General features: G+C 71.8%; 20 protein-coding genes. 11 read left to right on the forward strand and 9 right to left on the reverse strand.

Features of this window, described 5'->3' with window-relative positions:
- Window positions 1–91: 91 nt before the first annotated feature.
- From AQJ30_RS16065 to AQJ30_RS16085, 5 genes are all read left to right on the forward strand, one after another.
- Window positions 92–1,072, forward strand: coding sequence for a ribose-phosphate diphosphokinase (locus tag AQJ30_RS16065; protein ID WP_067233975.1), 981 nt, complete (start codon window positions 92–94; stop codon window positions 1,070–1,072).
- 197 nt (window positions 1,073–1,269) lie between these two features.
- Entirely contained in the window at window positions 1,270–1,863 is a 594-nt protein-coding gene (locus AQJ30_RS16070; RefSeq protein WP_067233977.1) for a 50S ribosomal protein L25/general stress protein Ctc, read from the forward strand.
- A 70-nt stretch (window positions 1,864–1,933) separates the two neighbouring features.
- The gene (gene pth, locus AQJ30_RS16075; RefSeq protein WP_067234737.1) at window positions 1,934–2,536 is read left to right on the forward strand and encodes an aminoacyl-tRNA hydrolase; all 603 of its coding nucleotides are present in this window, start codon (window positions 1,934–1,936) and stop codon (window positions 2,534–2,536) included.
- Window positions 2,537–2,577: 41 nt separating this feature from the next.
- Window positions 2,578–3,081, forward strand: a complete 504-nt coding sequence (locus AQJ30_RS16080) for a hypothetical protein (protein ID WP_107119595.1) — start codon at window positions 2,578–2,580, stop codon at window positions 3,079–3,081.
- 211 nt (window positions 3,082–3,292) lie between these two features.
- On the forward strand, window positions 3,293–4,006 hold the full coding sequence (locus tag AQJ30_RS16085) for an LPXTG cell wall anchor domain-containing protein (protein ID WP_067234741.1): 714 nt from the start codon (window positions 3,293–3,295) through the stop codon (window positions 4,004–4,006).
- A gap of 89 nt (window positions 4,007–4,095) precedes the next feature.
- Here the strand turns inward: AQJ30_RS16085 and ppc are convergent, their stop codons facing one another.
- On the reverse strand, window positions 4,096–6,837 hold the full coding sequence (gene ppc / locus AQJ30_RS16090) for a phosphoenolpyruvate carboxylase (protein ID WP_067233979.1): 2,742 nt from the start codon (window positions 6,835–6,837) through the stop codon (window positions 4,096–4,098).
- 288 nt (window positions 6,838–7,125) lie between these two features.
- Here ppc and AQJ30_RS16095 point away from each other — a divergent pair, with 288 nt between their 5' ends.
- The gene (locus AQJ30_RS16095) at window positions 7,126–8,136 is read left to right on the forward strand and encodes an acyl-CoA desaturase (RefSeq protein ID WP_067233981.1); all 1,011 of its coding nucleotides are present in this window, start codon (window positions 7,126–7,128) and stop codon (window positions 8,134–8,136) included.
- Window positions 8,133–8,810: a TetR/AcrR family transcriptional regulator gene (locus AQJ30_RS16100; protein WP_067233982.1), complete on the forward strand. Its 678-nt coding sequence runs from the start codon at window positions 8,133–8,135 to the stop codon at window positions 8,808–8,810. Before AQJ30_RS16095 ends, AQJ30_RS16100 begins: the two co-directional genes overlap by 4 nt.
- 99 nt (window positions 8,811–8,909) lie before the next feature.
- Here AQJ30_RS16100 and AQJ30_RS36945 read toward each other — a convergent pair whose 3' ends face one another.
- The 3 genes from AQJ30_RS36945 to AQJ30_RS16110 form a co-directional block, all read right to left on the reverse strand.
- Entirely contained in the window at window positions 8,910–9,083 is a 174-nt protein-coding gene (locus tag AQJ30_RS36945; protein ID WP_079084076.1) for a CsbD family protein, read from the reverse strand.
- A 65-nt stretch (window positions 9,084–9,148) separates the two neighbouring features.
- Entirely contained in the window at window positions 9,149–9,511 is a 363-nt protein-coding gene (locus tag AQJ30_RS16105) for a VOC family protein (protein ID WP_067233983.1), read from the reverse strand.
- Window positions 9,511–10,320 carry a trans-aconitate 2-methyltransferase gene (locus AQJ30_RS16110; protein ID WP_067233984.1) on the reverse strand — a complete coding sequence of 270 codons (810 nt, stop codon included), beginning with the start codon at window positions 10,318–10,320 and terminating at the stop codon, window positions 9,511–9,513. Before AQJ30_RS16110 ends, AQJ30_RS16105 begins: the two co-directional genes overlap by 1 nt.
- 88 nt (window positions 10,321–10,408) lie before the next feature.
- Between AQJ30_RS16110 and tamR the strand changes: the two genes are divergently transcribed.
- A complete protein-coding gene (tamR, locus tag AQJ30_RS16115; protein WP_067233986.1) occupies window positions 10,409–10,906 on the forward strand; it encodes a MarR family transcriptional regulator TamR in 498 nt (165 codons plus the stop codon).
- 92 nt (window positions 10,907–10,998) lie between these two features.
- On the opposite strand, the gene AQJ30_RS16120 is transcribed toward tamR, so the two are convergent.
- Complete coding sequence (locus tag AQJ30_RS16120) at window positions 10,999–11,772, reverse strand: LuxR C-terminal-related transcriptional regulator (protein ID WP_067233987.1); 774 nt, start codon at window positions 11,770–11,772, stop codon at window positions 10,999–11,001.
- Window positions 11,773–12,030: 258 nt separating this feature from the next.
- On the opposite strand from AQJ30_RS16120, the gene AQJ30_RS16125 reads away from it, so the two are divergent.
- Window positions 12,031–12,486: a GNAT family N-acetyltransferase gene (locus AQJ30_RS16125; RefSeq protein WP_174867800.1), complete on the forward strand. Its 456-nt coding sequence runs from the start codon at window positions 12,031–12,033 to the stop codon at window positions 12,484–12,486.
- 29 nt (window positions 12,487–12,515) lie between these two features.
- Here the strand turns inward: AQJ30_RS16125 and galK are convergent, their stop codons facing one another.
- From galK to galT, 3 genes are read right to left on the reverse strand one after another with little or no spacing between them, the layout of a single operon-like run.
- The gene (gene galK / locus AQJ30_RS16130) at window positions 12,516–13,691 is read right to left on the reverse strand and encodes a galactokinase (protein ID WP_067233991.1); all 1,176 of its coding nucleotides are present in this window, start codon (window positions 13,689–13,691) and stop codon (window positions 12,516–12,518) included.
- Window positions 13,691–14,659: a UDP-glucose 4-epimerase GalE gene (gene galE, locus AQJ30_RS16135; RefSeq protein WP_067233996.1), complete on the reverse strand. Its 969-nt coding sequence runs from the start codon at window positions 14,657–14,659 to the stop codon at window positions 13,691–13,693. The genes galK and galE overlap by 1 nt, the downstream gene beginning before the upstream one ends.
- Window positions 14,656–15,717, reverse strand: a complete 1,062-nt coding sequence (galT, locus tag AQJ30_RS16140; RefSeq protein WP_067233998.1) for a galactose-1-phosphate uridylyltransferase — start codon at window positions 15,715–15,717, stop codon at window positions 14,656–14,658. The genes galE and galT overlap by 4 nt, the downstream gene beginning before the upstream one ends.
- Before the next feature lie 161 nt (window positions 15,718–15,878).
- On the opposite strand from galT, the gene AQJ30_RS16145 reads away from it, so the two are divergent.
- Together AQJ30_RS16145 and AQJ30_RS16150 are read left to right on the forward strand one after the other, a co-directional pair.
- On the forward strand, window positions 15,879–17,573 hold the full coding sequence (locus AQJ30_RS16145; RefSeq protein WP_067234000.1) for a sodium:solute symporter family protein: 1,695 nt from the start codon (window positions 15,879–15,881) through the stop codon (window positions 17,571–17,573).
- A 21-nt stretch (window positions 17,574–17,594) separates the two neighbouring features.
- Complete coding sequence (locus tag AQJ30_RS16150; RefSeq protein ID WP_067234002.1) at window positions 17,595–17,936, forward strand: hypothetical protein; 342 nt, start codon at window positions 17,595–17,597, stop codon at window positions 17,934–17,936.
- A 97-nt stretch (window positions 17,937–18,033) separates the two neighbouring features.
- Here AQJ30_RS16150 and AQJ30_RS16155 read toward each other — a convergent pair whose 3' ends face one another.
- Window positions 18,034–18,729 carry a helix-turn-helix transcriptional regulator gene (locus tag AQJ30_RS16155; protein ID WP_067234003.1) on the reverse strand — a complete coding sequence of 232 codons (696 nt, stop codon included), beginning with the start codon at window positions 18,727–18,729 and terminating at the stop codon, window positions 18,034–18,036.
- Window positions 18,730–18,943: the final 214 nt, after the last annotated feature.

Below are 18,943 nucleotides of genomic sequence, written 5' to 3' on the forward strand. Positions count from 1 at the left end.
CACCCGCACCCCCACCAGCTGAGACGGCTCGCCGCGCCCAGCGGCGCGGCCTGTCGTCAGCCGGCTGAGACACCTCTGAGGAGACAGTGCTGTGACCGGGATCAAGACGACCGGCGAGAAGAAGTTGATGTTCTTCTCCGGCCGCGCCCACCCCGAGCTTGCCGAGGAGGTCGCCCACCAGCTGGGTGTCGGGGTCGTCCCGACGAAGGCCTTCGACTTCGCCAATGGCGAGATCTACGTCCGTTACCAGGAGTCGGCGCGTGGTGCGGACTGCTTCCTGATCCAGAGCCACACGGCTCCGATCAACAAGTGGATCATGGAGCAGTTGATCATGATCGACGCGTTGAAGCGGGCGTCGGCGCGTTCGATCACGGTGATCGTGCCGTTCTACGGTTATGCGCGGCAGGACAAGAAGCACCGTGGCCGTGAGCCGATCTCGGCGCGGCTGATCGCGGACATGATGAAGACGGCCGGTGCGGACCGGCTGCTGACGGTGGACCTGCACACGGACCAGATCCAGGGCTTCTTCGACGGTCCGGTGGACCACCTGTTCGCGTTGCCGCTGCTGGCGGACTACGTGGGCGAGAAGGTGGACCGCGACAAGCTGACGGTGGTGTCGCCGGACGCGGGCCGGGTGCGGGTCGCGGACCGCTGGTGCGACCGGCTGGGTGCGCCGCTGGCGATCGTCCACAAGCGGCGTGACAAGGACGTGGCGAACCAGGTGACCGTCCACGAGGTCGTGGGTGAGGTCGAGGGCCGGGTGTGCGTCCTGGTGGACGACATGATCGACACGGGTGGCACGATCTGTGCGGCGGCGGACGCGCTGTTCGCGCACGGTGCGGAGGACGTCATCGTGACGGCGACGCACGGCGTGCTGTCGGGTCCGGCGGCGGACCGGCTGAAGAACTCGCGGGTGAGCGAGTTCGTGTTCACGAACACGCTGCCGACGCCGGGTGAGCTGAGTGACGCGCTGGACAAGATCAAGGTGCTGTCGATCGCCCCGACGATCGCGAGTGCGGTGCGTGAGGTGTTCGAGGACGGTTCGGTGACGAGCCTGTTCGACGAGCAGTGAGGTTTCTGCACCGGGTGCGCTGACCGCGTCCGGTGATCGTTTTGGGTACGGCCTCCCCCGCCGGGTAAGCTGCTGGAGTTGCTCGGCGAGGGAGGCCGTACCCAGTACGGCGATCCGTTATCGACGCGCTCTTCGTAGCAGGCCGTTCGTTGGCCGGGTGACCCCGTCCGTTCCGCTTCCTACGAGGAGTGATCACCATGTCCGAGGTCAAGCTCGCCACCGAGACCCGCACCGAGTTCGGCAAGGGTGCCGCGCGCCGCATCCGCCGTGAGAACAAGGTCCCGGGTGTCCTGTACGGCCACGGCACCGACCCGGTCCACCTGACCTTCCCGGGCCACGAACTGCTGCTGGCGCTGCGCACGCCGAACGTCCTGATCGCCCTGGACCTCGACGGCAAGACCGCGCTGGCGATCCCGAAGTCCGTGCAGCGCGACCCGCTGAAGGGCTTCCTGGAGCACGTGGACCTGCTGCTGGTCAAGCGCGGCGAGAAGGTCACGGTCGAGATCCCGGTGCAGACCGAGGGCGAGCTCGCCCCGGGCGCGTACCTGCTCGAGCACGTGCTGAACGCCCTGCCGGTCGAGGCCGAGGCCACGCACATCCCCGAGTCCGTCACCGTCTCCGTCGAGGGCCTGTCGGCCGGTGACTCCGTCCTCGCCAAGGACATCGAGCTGCCCAAGGGCACCACGCTGGCCGTCGAGGACGACGCGGTCGTCCTGCAGGTCCTCGCCGCGCAGGCGGAGGAGACCGAGGGCGAGGCGTCCGAGGGCGACGAGGCCGCCGCCGAGGCCTGATCCCCACGATCACCCACCGGTCAGCCGCTGTCCCTCCCGAGGGGCGGCGGCTGGCGCGTATCAAGGAGACCTGGACGTGACCACCCCCGCCAACGCCCCCTGGCTGATCGTCGGCCTGGGAAATCCCGGGCCCGAGTACGCCATGAACCGGCACAACATCGGTTTCATGGTGGCCGATCTGCTGGCCGAGCGGATCGGGGGGAGGTTCAAGCGGGCCGGGAAGGCGCAGGCGCAGGTCGTGGAGGGCCGGATCGGTCCGGTGGGACCGGCCGGGCGGCGGGCTGTGCTGGTGAAGCCGATGTCGTTCATGAACCTGTCCGGGGGGCCGGTGAACGCCCTGCGGGACTTCTACAAGGTGCCGGCCGCGCAGATCGTGGCGGTGCACGACGAGCTGGACATCGACTACGGCACGCTGCGGCTGAAGCTGGGCGGCGGGGACAACGGGCACAACGGGCTGAAGTCGATGACGAAGGCGATGGGGCCGGACTACCACCGGGTGCGGTGCGGGATCGGGCGGCCCCCGGGGCGGATGCAGGTCGCGGACTTCGTGCTGAAGGACTTCTCCTCGGCGGAGCGCAAGGAACTGGACTGGTTCGTGGACCGGGCGGCGGACGCGGTGGAGTGCCTGGTGACCGAGGGGCTGGAGCGGGCGCAGGGGACGTACAACTCCTGAACCGCCCCCGGCGGAGTTGACCCGGCGCAGGGCCATGGCCAATGATCCCGGCCATGCCTGCCGCCGCCCACCGTTCCCGCCGCACCTCCGACACCGCGCTGCGGTTCGGGCGGGTCGCGGCGATGGGGGCGGTCACCGTGCTCGTGCTGATCGCGGGCGTGTGGGCGTCCTGGGGGACGGCGCAGCACGTGATGCTGACCAAGGGGCGGGAACGGGGCACCGTGACGGTGACCCGGTGCGGGGAGGACACCTGCTCAGGTCCGTACGCGCCGGTGTCGGCGGGGTCGACGGCGCGGGCGCGGGTGGAGATCGACCGGTCGGTGGGCGTGCGCGTGGGGCGCACGTACACGGTGGTGGTGAAGCCGGACACCGACCGGGTGGTGCGTTCGGGGCCGGCCGGGGTGCTGTACGCGTGGGTGCCGCTCGGGGGCGCGCTGCTGCTGGCGTCGGTGGTGGTCGCGGGCGGGATGCGGCGGCCGCGGGCGGGCCGGCTGCTGGCGGGCTCGGGGGTCGCCCTGCTGACGGCGGCGTTCCTCGCGGTGTGAAGCCTCGCGGTCTGAAGCCTCGTGTTCCGGCGATCACTTCTCGCCACCCCACTTCACGCCTTATGGGCGGGCTTGCCCCTGCAGCGACGTCAAGAACCGGCCAAGCGTTGCCCGTTCGTGATTGACGCGCCTCGCGCGGGGGGAACAGGCTGGGCCGCCCCCTCCACATCTTCCCTGTCACCACACGAAGATGGACTGCCCCATGCGCCCCTTGCGTTCCCTCTCGCGCGCCGGTGTCGTCACCGTCGCGTCCTGCGCCGCCCTGTTGGTCCCCGTGACCGGTGCCGTCGCCGGCGGCGACAACGGCGACGTGAAGACCCACCGCTCCACGACCGGCGAGTTCGACCAGCGCGACGAGCCGAAGGTCTGCTCGTTCTACCTGGACGCCTTCCACTTCGACGGGCTGCAGAAGGTCGACTGGCACATCGAGGCGTGGGCGGTGAACGCCACCCCCAAGGGCGAGACGGTGAAGACCGGCTCGATCACCCTCGACGGCAAGGGCCACGGCCGCACCCAGGACCTGTCGCTGCCGGACGGCCAGTACAAGCTGTTCTGGACCTTCGAGGGCGAGAAGGGCGCCGCCAAGCACAAGGTCTTCAAGGTGGACTGCGCGGAGGGCGGCGGCACCGGTGCGTCCCCGTCGGCCTCGCAGTCGGCGTCGGCCTCGTCCTCGGCCTCCTCGTCCGCCACGTCGACCCCGTCCGGCTCGGCGAGCGCCTCCCGGCCGGGCTCCGGGTCGAGCGCGCCGGGTGCGTCCGCGTCGGGTACGACGGCCGCGCCCGTGCCGTCCGGTCAGGGAGGCGGCGGCGACCTGGCCGAGACCGGCAACGGCGCCCCGGTGGGTGCCCTGTCGGCGGCCGCGGCGGCGCTGGTGGCCGGTGGGGCGTTCCTGGTGCTGCGCCGGCGCAAGGGGCAGCACCGCTGACGCCGGCGCTCCCCGCGTGAGGGACGGCGAAGGGCGCCCCCGGGACCCAGGTCCCGGGGGCGCCCTCGTGTGCCGGTGTGCGGGGCGGGTCAGCCGGTGTTGCGCAGGCCGGCGGCGACGCCGTTGACGGTCAGCAGCAGGGCGCGGGAGAGCAGCGGGTCGGGCTGCTCGCCGGTGGCCGCGGCGTCGCGCTGGCGCTTGAGCAGGGTCACCTGGAGGTAGGAGATCGGGTCCAGGTAGGCGTCGCGGATGGCGAAGGTCTGCTTCAGGACGGGCTGGGCGTCGAGGAGTTCCCGTTCGCCGGTGACCTTGAGGACCTCGGTGACGGTGAGGTCGTGCTCGGCGCGGATGGTGTCGAACACGTGCCGGAGCTCGTCGGGGACGAGCGTGTCGACGTAGTGCTGGGCGATGCGCAGGTCGGTCTTGGCGAGCGTCATCTCGACGTTGGAGATGAAGTTGCGGAAGAAGTGCCACTGTTCGTGCATCTCGTCCAGCACGCTGTCCAGCCCGGCCTCGCGCAGCGCCTTGAGGCCGGAGCCGACGCCGAACCAGCCGGGGACGATCTGACGGGACTGGGTCCAGCCGAACACCCACGGGATGGCGCGCAGTCCGTCGAGGGAGACGCCGGAGCCGGGGCGGCGGGCGGGCCGGGAGCCCAGGTGCAGGTCGGCGAGCTGGTCCACCGGCGTCGACGCGAGGAAGTACGTCGGCAGGTCGGGGTCCTCGACGAGGCGGCGGTAGGCGGCGTGGGCGGCGTCGGAGGCGACGTCCATCGCGGCGTCCCAGCGGGCGAGGGCCTCGGTGGACTGGCGGGGCGCGGTGTGCAGGGCGGAGGCCTGCAGGGTGGCCGCGACGGTCAGTTCGAGGTTCTCGCGGGCCAGCGACGGGATGAGGTACTTGTCGGAGATGACCTCGCCCTGCTCGGTGACCTTGATCTCGCCCTCCAGGGTGCCCCAGGGCTGGGCGAGGATCGCGTCGTGCGAGGGGCCGCCGCCGCGGCCGACGGTGCCGCCGCGGCCGTGGAAGAGGCGCAGGCGCACGCCGTAGCGGTGGGCGACGTCGCGCAGGCGGCGCTGGGCGCGGTGGATCTCCCACTGGCTGGTGGTGATGCCGCCGAACTTGGAGGAGTCGGAGTAGCCGAGCATGACCTCCTGGACGTCGCCGCGCAGGGCGACCAGCCGCCGGTAGGACGGGTCGGAGAGCATGTCCTCCAGGATCGTGTCGGCGGCCTTGAGTTCGTCGGTGGTCTCCAGGAGCGGCACGATGCCGATCTTCGCCCAGCCGGCGTGCAGGTCGATCAGGCCGGCCTCGCGGGCGAGGACGGCGGCGGCGAAGACGTCGTCCGCGCCCTGGCACATGGAGATGATGTACGACTCGACGACCTCGGGTCCGAAGACCTCCAGGGCGCGCTTGACGGTCCGGAAGACGCCGAGGGTCTTCTCGCCGGCCGCGTCGACCGGCGCCGGGGTGGGCGCGAGGGGCCGGCGGGAGCGCAGTTCCTTGGCGAGCAGCCGGGCGCGGTAGTCGCGGGGCATGTCGGCGTAGCGCCAGGACTCCTCGCCGAGCCGGTCGAAGAGCTGGCCGAGGGCGTGGTGGTGGGCGTCGGCGTGTTCGCGGACGTCCATGGTGGCCAGCTGGAGGCCGAAGGCGGCGAGGGTGCGGATGGTGCGGCTCATGCGGCCGTCGGCGAACAGGCCGCCGCGGTGGGCGCGCAGCGAGGTCTGGATGAGGACCAGGTCGTCGAGGAGCTCGCGGGTGCCGAGGTAGTCGCGGCCGGGCTCGTGCGCGGTGCCCCTGGCCAGGCGCTGCTTGGTGTTCTCCAGCTTCTGGCGGATGCAGGTGGCCTTGAGCCGGTAGGGCTCCTCGGCGTTGAGGCGCTTGTAGCGGGGGCTGATCTCGGGCAGCCGTTCGAGGTCGGCCTGCAGCGAGGTGAGGAGTTCCTCGGTGGCGCCGGAGTAGCGGATGGAGTTCGACAGGAAGCCCCGCAGCTCGTCGATCATCTCCAGGGCGTCGTTGATGCCGTGTTCGTGCTGGAGGATGAGGACGTCCCAGGTCACCTCGGGGGTGACGTTGGGGTTGCCGTCGCGGTCGCCGCCGATCCAGGTGCCGAAGGTGAGCGGGCGGGTCTCCTCGGGGAGGTGGACGCCGACGCGCTCCAGTTCGGCGGTCAGGTCCTCCAGGACGTCGCCGACGGCGCCGGCGTGCAGCTCGTCGAGGTAGTAGATGGCGTTGCGGGCCTCGTCGGCGGGCTCGGGGCGGACCACGCGCAGTTCGTCGGTCTGCCAGACGAGGTCGATGTTCTCGGCGAGCCGGACGTCCTGGCGGCGGCGGTCGGCGTCGATGACCGGCGTCTCCAGGAGCGCGGCGATGCGCCGGAGCTTGTTGAGGACCGAGCGGCGGGCCGCCTCGGTGGGGTGGGCCGTGAACACGGGGCGCACGTTGAGGTTGCGGACCGTCTCGCGGACGTGCTCGGGGTCGGCGTCCTTGAGGCGGTCGGCCGTGCGGGCGAGCAGGCCGCCCTCGGCGGCGCGGCGGGCGCGCAGCTCGCGGCCGCGGTGCACCTGCTCGGTGACGTTGGCCAGGTGGAAGTAGGTGGAGAAGGCGCGCACCAGCTTGGCCGCGGTCTCCAGCTCGATGCCGCGCAGCAGCTCGGCGGCGGCCTCGCCGTCCTCGCGGGTGAGGCGGCGGACCTTCTCCACCAGGTCGAGCAGCTCCGGGCCCTCCTGGCGGACGAGGGTCTCGCCCAGCAGGTCGCCCAGTCGGCGGATGTCGGCGCGCAGCTCGGTGCTGGTGGTCTCCTGGGACACGGTCTGGTCCTCGGCACTGCTCACAGGTGCGGCTCCTTGCAGTGTTGAAGCTCGTCTGGGAGGGGAACCCGGACTCCGCCCCGTGCGGCGGCGCCGCTTGCGGGGAGCAAGCTCCGGGAAGAAATCAGAGCGGACCGCGCTGTCCGACCGACACAAGGATAGGTGTCCATGCGCAGGCGCAGGCTGTCGGGCTCTTGCCGCCGCGCATCGCCCTGCCATACTTACGATGCCGTAGGTTACGGAACCGTAGGAACCGCTGGTACGGCTTCCGTCCACGGCACTGCCTGATTCCAAGACCCCCAGAGGACCCGCATGACCTCAAGCTCCGACGTGATCGCAGACACGGCGAAGACGACCGCCTCCACCGATCCGACCCCCGCCACGCTGGGCGGGGAGCAGAAGCGCTCGATCGAGCAGATCGCGCTGCTGCTCTTCATCACCGTTCCGTTCCTCGCGCTGGTGGCCGCGGTGCCGCTGGCCTGGGGATGGGGAGTGAGCTGGCTGGACCTCGGTCTGCTGGTGTTCTTCTACTTCCTCGGCTGCCACGGCATCACGATCGGTTTCCACCGCTACTTCACCCACGGCTCCTTCAAGGCCAAGCGGCCCCTGCGGATCGCACTGGCGATCATGGGGTCGATGGCGGTCGAGGGGCCCCTGGTCCGCTGGGTGGCGGACCACCGCAGGCACCACAAGTTCTCCGACGCGGAGGGCGACCCGCACTCCCCGTGGCGCTTCGGCGAGACCCTGCCGGCCCTGCTGAAGGGCCTGTGGTGGGCGCACATCGCCTGGATGTTCGACGAGGAGCAGACGCCGCAGGACAAGTACGCGCCGGACCTGATCAAGGACCCGGCGATGCGGGCGATCTCCCGCCAGTTCGTGCTGTGGACGGCCGTGTCGCTGCTGCTGCCGCCGCTGATCGGCGGCCTGGTCACGATGTCCTGGTGGGGCGCGGTCACCGCGTTCTTCTGGGGATCGCTCGTCCGGGTGGCGCTGCTGCACCACGTGACCTGGTCGATCAACTCGATCTGCCACGCCGTCGGCAAGCGCCCGTTCAAGTCGCGCGACCGCTCGGGCAACGTGTGGTGGCTGGCGGTCCTGTCGTGCGGCGAGTCCTGGCACAACCTGCACCACGCGGACCCGACCTCGGCGCGGCACGGTGTGATGCGCGGCCAGATCGACTCCTCGGCCCGGTTCATCCGCTGGTTCGAGATGCTCGGCTGGGCCTATGACGTGCGCTGGCCGTCACGCTCGCGTATCGATTCGCGCCGCACCGACGAGGAGGGCGGCTCCCGGCGCCGGAAGGTCACGGCCGACGCGGCATGATGGACGCCGTGGCGACCGATCCCAGCAGTACCCCCAGCAACGACAAGCCGCGGCGTGCGCGCCGCACCCGGATGACCGGTGCGGAACGCCGCCAGCAGCTCCTGGAGATCGGTCGCACCCTCTTCGCCGCGAAGGGCTTCGAGGGCACCAGCGTGGAGGAGATCGCGGCGAAGGCCGGGGTGTCCAAGCCGGTGGTGTACGAGCACTTCGGCGGCAAGGAGGGCCTGTACGCGGTCGTCGTGGACCGGGAGATGCGCCGTCTGCTCGACATGGTGACCAGCTCGCTGACCGCGGGGCACCCGCGCGAGCTGTGCGAGCAGGCGGCGTTCGCGCTGCTGGACTACATCGAGGAGTACACGGACGGGTTCCGCATCCTGGTCCGTGACTCGCCGATCCCCCAGTCGACGGGGTCCTTCGCCTCGCTGATCTCGGACATCGCCACGCAGGTGGAGGACATCCTGGGCCGCGAGTTCAAGAGCCGCGGCTTCGACCCGAAGCTGGCGCCGCTGTACGCCCAGGCCCTGGTCGGCATGGTCGCCCTGACCGGCCAGTGGTGGCTGGACGTGCGCCGCCCGAAGAAGGCGGAGGTCGCGGCGCACCTGGTCAACCTGGCCTGGCACGGCCTGGACGGCCTGGAGCCCAAGCCGCGGCTGATAGGCCACCGCAAGAGCTGACGGCGCCCCACGCCCGGCACACCTGAACGCGCCGGGGCCCCCTGTTCCCAGGGGGCCCCGGCGCGTGCGTGCGGGTCGGTCCGACCCGGTGCGTCCGTCTCAGTGCTTGAAGACGTCCTTCGCCTTCTCCTTGGCCTGGCGGGCGTCGCCCTTCATCTGGTCGGCCTCGCCCTCGGCGGTCATCCGCTCGTTGCCCACGGCACGGCCCACTGCTTCCTTGGCCTTGCCCTTGAGCTCTTCGGTCTTGCCCTTGGCCTTCTGCTCGCCTGCCACGGTTGATCACTCCCAGTCAGGTTCGGGGGGCGTCTCATCGCTACGAGTGACCGCTCCCGCCCGCCTCAAACCTCCGGCTCGAGGAACTCCAGCCGGTTGCCGACGGGGTCCTCGGCGTAGAACCTGCGGTGACCCGGCAGGTCCCCGTCCCACGTGACGGTGACGCCGTGGCGCGCGAGCCGGCCGGCGTACGCCGCGATGTCCGTGACGCGCAGCCCCGGGTGCGCCTTGCGCGCGGGGCGGAAGTCCGCCTCGACGCCCAGGTGGAGCCGGACCTCGCCGGAGCGGAACCAGCAGCCGCCGCGGGCGGCGAGCGCGGGCGGCTTGGCGTCCTCCGTCATGCCGAGGACGCCGACGTAGAAGGCCCGCAGCAGGTCCTCGCTGTCCGGTGGCGCGGCGAGCTGGACGTGGTCGACGCAGCGCAGCATCACGCCTCCTTGCGGGCCACCGCGAACAGGCGGCGGAAGGGCAGGACGGTGCCGTACGGGCTGCTCGGGTAGGCCGTGCGCAGCAGGTCGCGGTACTCGGCGACGAAGGCCTCCCGGGCCCCCGGGTCGTCGGCCAGGGCGGTCAGGGCGGGGCGCAGGCCGGTGCCCTTGACCCAGTCCAGGACCGGGTCCTCGCCGGTCAGGACGTGGTGGTACGTGGTCTCCCAGACGTCGGTGGCGCAGCCGAGGCGGGCCAGCCGGTCCAGGTAGACGCCGGGGGCGTGCACGGAGTCGCCGGCGCGCAGGACGTGTCCGAGGCGGTCCTGCCAGCGGGGCGTGGCCGCGAGCTCGCGCATCTGGGCGTGCAGGGGCGCGTCGAGGTTGTGCGGGACCTGGAAGGCGAAGGTGCCGCCGGGGGCGAGTCCGGCCAGCCAGGCGGGGAAGGCGTCGAGGTGCCCCGGCACCCACTGGAGCGCCGCGTTGGACACGATCAGGTCGTAGGGCTCGGCCGGTGTCCAGGCGGTGGCGTCGGCGGGCGCGAAGTCCAGGCGGCCGCCGCCGGGCGTGGGACCGGCGTGCGCCTGCGCCTGCTCGAGCATGGCGGGCGAGTTGTCGTAGCCGGTGATGTGCGCGGTGGGCCAGCGGTCGGCGAGCAGGGCGGTGACGTTGCCGGGGCCGCAGCCGAGGTCCGCGATGCGCGGCGGGTCGCCGGGCAGGCCCGGGACGCGGGCCAGCAGGTCGGTGAAGGGGCGGGCGCGGTGGCCGGCGTGACGCAGGTACTGGGCGGGGTCCCAGGTGGGCTCGGTCATGCCTCCACTGTCCCCGGCAATTTCTCTTGATGTCAAGAGACTTCACATCAAGAGACTTCATGTCGACACAACCACTACACTGATCGTCATGGAGGACGAGGTCGATCGGCTGGTCGCAGCGTGGCGCCGGGAGCGCCCGGACCTCGACGTGGAACCGCTCGAGGTGCTCAGCCGGGTCAGCAGGCTCGCCCGGCACCTGGACCGCGCCCGTCGGCTGGCGTTCTCCGAGCACCAGCTGGAGCCCTGGGAGTTCGACGTCCTGACCGCCCTGCGGCGGGCCGGGGCGCCCTACCAGCTCTCCCCCGGCCAGCTGCTGACCCAGACGCTCGTGACGTCGGGCACGATGACCAACCGCATCGACCGGCTGGCCAAGAAGGGCCTCGTGGAACGGCTGCCGGACCCCAGCGACCGGCGCGGGGTGCTGGTGCGGCTCACGGACGAGGGCCGCGACCGCGCCGACCAGGCGCTGGCGGGGCTGCTCGCGCAGGAACGCGCGATCCTCGGCGAGCTGTCGCACGCGCAGCGGATCGAACTGGCGGGGCTGCTCCGGCAGTTGACGGCGCCGTTCGACAACATCCCGGGCTAGGGAGTGTCTTCGGGCTGGGCCCGCCCTCGGGCTGCGGCGCCGTCGTGGCCGGTCGCGCAGTTACCCGCGCCCCCTCGGAACCGACCGGAGTCTCAGGCGCTGCTGCTCTCCTCCTGGACCATGCGGGCCGGAGTGCCGAGGTCGACCGGGCCGACGCCCGCCCGGCGGGCCAGGGCCACCGCGGCCAGGGTGGAGTGGACGCCCAGCTTGCCGAGGACGTTCTGCATGTGGGTGCGCACGGTGTGCGGGGAGAGGAACAGCCGCTCGGCGACGGCCTTGCGGCCGAGCCCGGCGACCATGCAGCGCAGCACCTCCCGCTCGCGCGGGGTCAGCGACTCCACCAGCCGCTCGCTCTCGGTGCGGTGCTTGCGGGCCGCGGTCAGCTCGCGCAGTACCCCGGTGAGCAGCGCGGGCGGCAGGTGCGTCTCGTCGCGCAGCACCCCCCGGATGACGTTGAGCAGCCGGGACAATGAGCAGTCCTTGGCGACCCAGCCGGACGCACCGGCCTGCAGCGCGAGGGCCGCGCGGCGCGGGTCGTCCTTCTCGGCGAGGACCACCACCCGGACGTGGGGCTGCGCCGCGCGCACCCCGGCGACCAGGGAGATCCCGTCGACCAGCCCGTCCTCGCCCACCTCCTGCACGGGCACCGCGGGCCGCGGCCCGGGCACGGCGCCGCCGAGGTCGGCGTCGACCAGCAGCACGTCGTAGCGGCGCCCCTCGGCGGCCGCGCGGTCCAGGCAGCGCAGCGCCGCCGGGCCGCTGCCGGCCGCGGAGACGTCGACGTCGGGCTCGGCGGCCAGGGCGGCGGCGAGCGACTCGGCGAAGATGCGGTGGTCGTCGACGACCAGGACTCGGATGCGCACCACGAAACCCCCTTCCCCGAGCTCCACGAGGAGCAGGGGATACCCCAGGTCCGGAGAGTGACGGCCGGCGCGGACACGACGCCCGGGCGGGGCACGCGCCGCACGGCCGCCGCCGTGCAGTAACCGCTACCCCCGCCCCGGGCGTCGTACCCGGCTGTCTCGCCCCCTGATCAGCACCGGCCCCCACCGGCGCTGTTCACAGGGTAGGGCTGCGGGCCGGGAGCGGAAGGGGATTTGCAGAACTGTTCCCCCGGCGCGTTTATGGTGTGCCGCATGTTCCGTCTTGAGACAGAAGTCGACAAGGACCGTCGCGCGGTGCTCCGTTCGCGCCTGCTGGACACCAACACGGCGGCCTCGCCGGTCCTGCGCGCCCTGCGCGGCACCCCGGCGGAGCGCGAGGCGCCGCTGCACGTCTGGGCCCTGGACCAGGCGGGCGAGCTGGCCGGCGGCCTGGTCGGGCACACCTGGACGGCCTGGCTGCACGTCACCCACCTGTGGGTCGACGAGCGGCACCGCGGCGCGGGCCTGGGCGCACGCCTGCTCACGGAGGCGGAGCGGGTCGCCCGCGAGGAGCGCGGTTGCACCCGCGTACGCCTGGAGACGTGGGACTTCCAGGCGCCGGGGTTCTACCGGCGCCTGGGCTACGAGGTGGTGTGCACGATCGAGGACTACCCGCCGGGCTGCACCGAGTACACGCTGACCAAGCGACTCGGCTAGGCCGGTTACGGCCCCACTCCCGAGGCGGGTCAGGCCAGGCGGCGGGCACCCGCCGCGGGGACCGCCTCGAAGACGCGCGGGGCGGTGAACCCGGCCCCCGCGAACGCCTCTTCGACCGCCTTGCCGACGGTCTCCACGTCGGAGGCCTCGGCGAGGACGATCGCCGAGCCGCCGAAGCCGCCGCCGGTCATCCGGGCGCCGAGCGCGCCGGCCGCCAGCGCCGTGTCCACGACCAGGTCCAGCTCGGGGCAGGAGACGCGGAAGTCGTCCCGCAGCGAGGCGTGCCCCTCGGTCAGGACCGGGCCGATGGCCCGGGTGTCGCCCGACTCCAGCAGGGAGACGACGCGTTCGACCCGGTGGTCCTCGGTGACCACGTGCCGCACCAGCCGCACGACCTCCTCGGCGTCCGGTGCGTCCCGGGCCTCGGTGCGCAGCCGGGCCAGGGCCGCGTCCAGGTCGTCGAAGGGGACGTCCCGCAGCGCGTCGACGCCGAGCAGCGCGGCGCCCTGCTCGCAGCCGGAGCGGCGCTTGCCGTACTCGCCCTCGTTGTGCGCGTGCTTGACGCGGGTGTCGACGACCAGCAGCCGCATGCCCTCGGCGGCCAGGTCGAAGGGGATCTGCCGCTGGGACAGGTCGCGGGTGTCGAGGAAGAGCGCGTGGCCCTCCTCGCAGCACGCGGACGCCGTCTGGTCCATGATCCCGGTGGGCGCGCCGACGTAGACGTTCTCGGCGCGCTGGCACAGCCGGGCCAGCTGCCAGCGCTGCAGGCCCAGGTCGTACAGGTCGTTGAGCGCCAGGGCGACCACGACCTCCAGGGCCGCCGACGAGGACAGGCCCGCGCCCGCCGGGACGGTCGAGGCGAGGTGGACGTCGGCGCCGGTCACCGCGTGGCCGGCCTCGCGCAGCGCCCACACCACGCCCGCGGGGTACGCCGTCCAGTCGCGGTCGGTCCCGGGCGCCAGGCCGTCGAGGGCCAGCTCGACGACGCCGCCCTCGACGTCCTCGGAGTGCAGGCGCAGCACGCCGTCGTCGCGGCGCGCGACCGCGGCGACGGCGGTGTGCGGCAGCGCGAAGGGCATCACGAAGCCGTCGTTGTAGTCGGTGTGTTCACCGATGAGGTTGACGCGGCCGGGCGCCGACCACACGCCCTGGGGCCCGGTGCCGTAGAGCTCGGTGAACCGGGCGCGTACCTGCTGTGCCGCCACTACTGCTCCTCCGTGATCCGCTGTGCGAACTCCCACGCGTCCGCGACGATGCCCGCGAGGTCCGCGCGGGACGGGTTCCAGCCCAGCTTCTCGCGGGCGGTGGCCGCCGAGGCGACCAGGACGGCCGGGTCGCCGCCGCGGCGGGGGGCCACGACCTCGGGGATCGGGTGGCCGGTGACCCGGCGCACCGTCTCGACGACCTCACGGACCGAGAAGCCGTTGCCGTTGCCGAGGTTGCAGATGAGGTGCTCGCCGGACCGGGCGGCCCGCAGCGCGAGCAGGTGGGCCTCGGCCAGGTCGGCGACGTGGATGTAGTCGCGCACGCAGGTGCCGTCGGGGGTCGGGTAGTCGTCGCCGTAGACGGAGATGGCGTCCCGCCGGCCCTGGGCGACCTGGAGGACCAGGGGGATCAGGTGCGACTCGGGCTGGTGGCGCTCGCCGTACGCGCCGTACGCGCCGGCCACGTTGAAGTAGCGCAGGGAGACCGCGGCCAGGCCGTGGGCCGCCGCCTCGCCGGTGATCATGTGGTCGACGGCGAGCTTGGAGGCGCCGTAGGGGTTGGTCGGCCGGGTGCGGGCGCTCTCGACGATCGGGACCTCGTCGGGCTCGCCGTAGGTGGCGGCGGTGGAGGAGAACACCAGGGTGCGCACGCCGGCCTCGCGCATGGCGGTGAGCAGTGCCATGGTGCCGCCGACGTTGTTCTCCCAGTACTTCTCCGGCTTGACGACGGACTCGCCGACCTGGGAGGAGGCGGCGAAGTGCAGCACGGCGTCGAAGGAGGCGTCGAGCCACTTGGCGGCGTCCCGGATGTCGCCCTCGACGAAGGAGGCGCCGGCGGGGACGCCCTCGCGGAAGCCCGTGGAGAGGTTGTCGAGGACCGTCACCTCGTGGCCGGCCTCCAGCAGGTGCTGGGCGACCACGCTGCCGACGTACCCCGCGCCACCCGTGACCAGGTACTTACCGCTCATGAACTCGCTACCTCTCGCAGTCGCTCGGCCGCGGCCTCCGGCCGGATGTCGTTGATGAACACGTTCATGCCGGACTCGGAACCCGCGAGGAACTTCAGCTTGCCGGAAGTGCGGCGGATGGTGAAAAGCTCGAGGTGCAGCGCGAAGTCGTCGCGGTTGACGCCGTCGAACTCCTCCAGCCGGCCGAACGGCGCCTGGTGCCAGGCGGCGATGTACGGCGTCGGCGGCTCACCCTCCCCGAAGATCCGGTCGAAGCGCCTCAAGAGTTCCAGGTAGACCTGGGGGAACTCGGTGCGCGCCGCCTCGTCCAGCGCGAGCAGGTCGGGCACCCGCCGCTTGGGGTAGAGGTGCACCTCGTACGGCCAGTGCGCGGCGTACGGCACGAAGGCCACCCAGTGTTCACCCTCCAGGACGACCCGCTCGTCGGCGCGTTCACGCTCCACGACGGCGTCGAACAGGTTCTCCCCGCCGGTCGCCTCCTTGTGCGCGGCCACCTGGCGCAGCATCAGCGCGGTGCGGGGCGTGGTGAAGGGGTAGGCGTAGATCTGCCCGTGGGGGTGACCCAGCGTCACCCCGATCTCGGCGCCACGGTTCTCGAAGCAGAACACCTGTTCCACGGAGGGCAGATGCGACAGCTCGGACGTCCGGTCGGTCCACGCGTCCAGGACGAGTCGCGCCTGCTCCTCGGTGAGGGCGGCGAAGGACGCGTCGTGGTCCTCGGTGAAGCAGACCACCTCGCAGCGGCCGGAGTCGCCGGCGAGGGAGGGGAAACGGTTCTCGAAGACCACGACGTCGTACGTCGAGTCGGGGATCTCGCTCAGCCGCCCGTCCCGGGACGGGCACAGGGGGCACTCGTCGGCCGGGGGGTGGTAGGTGCGGCCCTGCCGGTGGGAGGCGACGGCGACGGAGTCGCCGAGCAGCGGGTCGCGCCGGACCTCGGAGGTCGTCCGCGTCGGCTCCAGCGGCCGGCGGTCGACGGCGTCACGCACCCGGTCGTCGCGCAGGTCGAAGTAGATCAGTTCGCGACCGTCGGCCAGCCGGGTCGAAGTCTTCTTCACGTCGGACTCCTCACTCAACATAATCAAACATAACACATCACAACCCACCACCAGGAGTCAACGTCACGATCAAACAAAAACGAGCACCTGAAGTGTTCAATTGCTGAACGCAAAGGCGTAGGTTCCGCTCTGGATCTGTTCACGCAACGAAGCGAGATTCCATGCAAACCCCCACGGACACCCCTGTGCTCGACCTGGCGGCCGAGCTCCGACTCCCCACGAACGCACTCGACTACACGATTCTCGCCATCTACTTCGTCGTGGTCCTGGGCATCGGCTTCGCCGCCCGCAGATCGGTGAAGACCAGCCTGGACTTCTTCCTGTCCGGGCGGTCGCTGCCCGCCTGGATCACCGGCCTGGCCTTCATCTCGGCGAACCTCGCCGCCACCGAGATCCTCGGCATGGCGGCCAACAGCGCCCAGTACGGCGCCTACACGGTGCACTGGTACTGGATCGGCGCCATCCCGGCCATGGTCTTCCTCGGCCTGGTGATGATGCCCTTCTACTACGGCAGCAAGGTCCGTTCGGTCCCCGAGATGCTCCTGCTGCGCTTCGACAAGTGGGCGCACCTGCTCAGTTCGGCCCTGTTCGCCTTCGCCGCCATCCTGATCGCCGGCGTCAACCTCTACGCGCTGGCGATCGTCGTCGAGGCGCTGCTGGGCTGGCCGCAGTGGGTGGCGATCGTGGTCGCGGGCGCCTTCGTCCTCGGGTACATCACCCTCGGCGGCCTGTCCTCCGCCATCTACAACGAGGTCCTGCAGTTCTTCGTCATCCTGGCGGCCCTCATCCCGCTGGTCGTGCTGGGCCTGAAGAAGGTCGGCGGCTGGGGCGGCCTGACCGACAAGCTGACGGCGACCCACGGCGAGAACTTCACCACCGCCTGGGGCGGCACCGGTATCGGCAGCGACAACCCGCTCGGCGCCAACTGGCTGACCATCGTCCTCGGCCTCGGCTTCGTCCTCTCCTTCGGCTACTGGACGACCAACTTCGCCGAGGTGCAGCGCGCCCTGTCCGCGAAGAACCTCTCCGCGGCCCAGCGCACGCCCCTGATCGCCGCGTACCCGAAGATCTTCATCGTGTTCCTGGTGATGATCCCGGGCCTGACCGCCGCCGCCCTGATCCCCGGCTTCGGCACCCCCGACTCCGGCTACCAGTACAACGACGCCATCCCGTACCTGATGGAGCAGTTGCTGCCCAACGGTGTGCTCGGCATCGCGGTCACCGGTCTGCTCGCCGCCTTCATGGCGGGCATGGCGGCGAACGTGTCGTCCTTCAACACGGTGTTCACCAACGACATCTGGGCCCGCTACGTGGTCCGGGGCCGCGATGACGCCTACTACGTGCGGTTCGGCCGCCTGATCACCGTGATCGGTGTCGCCGCGTCCGTCGGCACGGCGTTCCTCGCGTCGTCGTTCTCGAACATCATGAGCTACCTGCAGACGCTGTTCTCCTTCTTCAACGTCCCGATGTTCGTCGTCTTCATCGTCGGCATGTTCTGGAAGCGCGCCTCGGCCAAGTCCGGCTTCTGGGGCCTGCTCGCGGGCACGGTCGCGGCGATGGTGAACTACTTCTGGATCTACAAGCAGGGCATCGTCGACATCCCCTCCGACCAGGGCGCCAACTTCGTCTCCGCGATCGTCGGCTTCGTCGCCGGCGCCGTCGTCATGGTCGCCGTCTCGCTGTTCACCGCGCCGAAGCCGGCCGCCGAGCTCCAGGGCCTGGTCTACGGCACCCGCTCGCCCGGCATGCAGGAGCCGCCCGCCGCGGGCGACGACGCCTGGTACCGCAGGCCCGCCCTGCTGGGCTGGGGCGCGATCGTCCTGGCGGCCGCCTGCTACATCCCGTTCTCGTTCTGATCGCGGGAGGATTGAGGAACCATGTCCGAGCACCACGGGTACTCCGAGCACGACGTCCAGCGCGAGGTCACCGACCTCGAGAGCAAGTCCGCGACGGCCGCGCGCCTCTTCGACATCCGCCGCATCATCGGCGGCCTGTTCGTCCTCTACGGCGTCATCGTCATGATCGCCGGCTTCACCGTGTCCGACGCCGACCTCGACAAGGCCGAGGGCGTCAACATCAACCTCTGGACCGGGCTGGGCATGCTGCTGCTCGGCCTCTTCTTCCTGGTCTGGCTGAAGCTGCGGCCCACCGCGGCCCCGACGCCCCCGCCGCTGCCGGAGGACGGGGAAGCGGGCGAGCCGGGCCGGCCCACGCCGTAGTCGCCCCCGGTACGGATACGCCTGCGGGTACGGGGCCGGAGTCCACAGGAACTCCGGCCCCGTACGGGTGCGCCGGACCGTACGTCCGCGACGCCGCTCAGAGCACCGGACCGCCGTCGGCCGCGCCCCGGGCGCCCGCCCGGTCCAGCAGGCCGGTGCGGGCCGCGAGGGCCGCCGCCTCCAGGCGGGAGCCGACGCCCAGCTTCATCAGCACCCGCTGCACGTGGGTACGGGCCGTGGAGGGCGCGATGCCCATGCCGGCCGCGATCACCCGGGTGTCCTCGCCGTCCGCGACCCGGACCAGGACCTCCACCTCGCGCGGGGTGAGCATCTGCAGCAGCCGCTGGCCCTCGTCGTCGGGCTGCGCGGCCGGGTTCAGCAGCTCGCTGAACGCCCCCTGCAACAGCTGCGGCGCCACGGCGGCCTCACCCGCCCGCGCCTTCATGATCGCCCGCTCGACGCCCTCGATGCGCTCGTCGTGCCGCACGTAGCCGCAGGCGCCCGCCGCGAACGCGGCCGCGATGCCCCGGGGGTCGGGCACCGGGCCCAGGACCAGCACCGCCACCTGCGGCCGCTCCCGCTTGATGCGGACCACCGGGTCGAAGGTCCCCGGCGCGGCCGGGGCCGCCGTGCCCAGCAGACACACCTCGGGCGCCCGGCTGATCACCAGCTCCGCCGCCCCCGCGGCCGGTGCGGCCGCCGCCAGCACCCGGTGCCCGCGCAGTTTCAGCGCCGAGGCCAGCGCCTCGGCGAGCAGTCGGTGGTCGTCGACCACCATGAGCCGCACTCCCATCGAGCAACCCCCCAGTCCCCCCATGGATGCCCACCACGGTGCCGGTCGAACGCGGTGCCCCCCGGCTCCCCCGTCCGTTTCATGCCCCCGGAAGCTACACGCTTGTTCGACATCGCGCTGCCCCTACCGGCGAGAACCGACCCGGATCGGAGGACTTTCCGGCGTTCCGCGCGCACGCGGGCGCACCACGGGGCAGCCACCGCGCCCGGCCCGC

Origin of the sequence: Streptomyces longwoodensis (assembly GCF_001514125.1) — a bacterium.
Lineage (GTDB): Bacteria > Actinomycetota > Actinomycetes > Streptomycetales > Streptomycetaceae > Streptomyces > Streptomyces longwoodensis.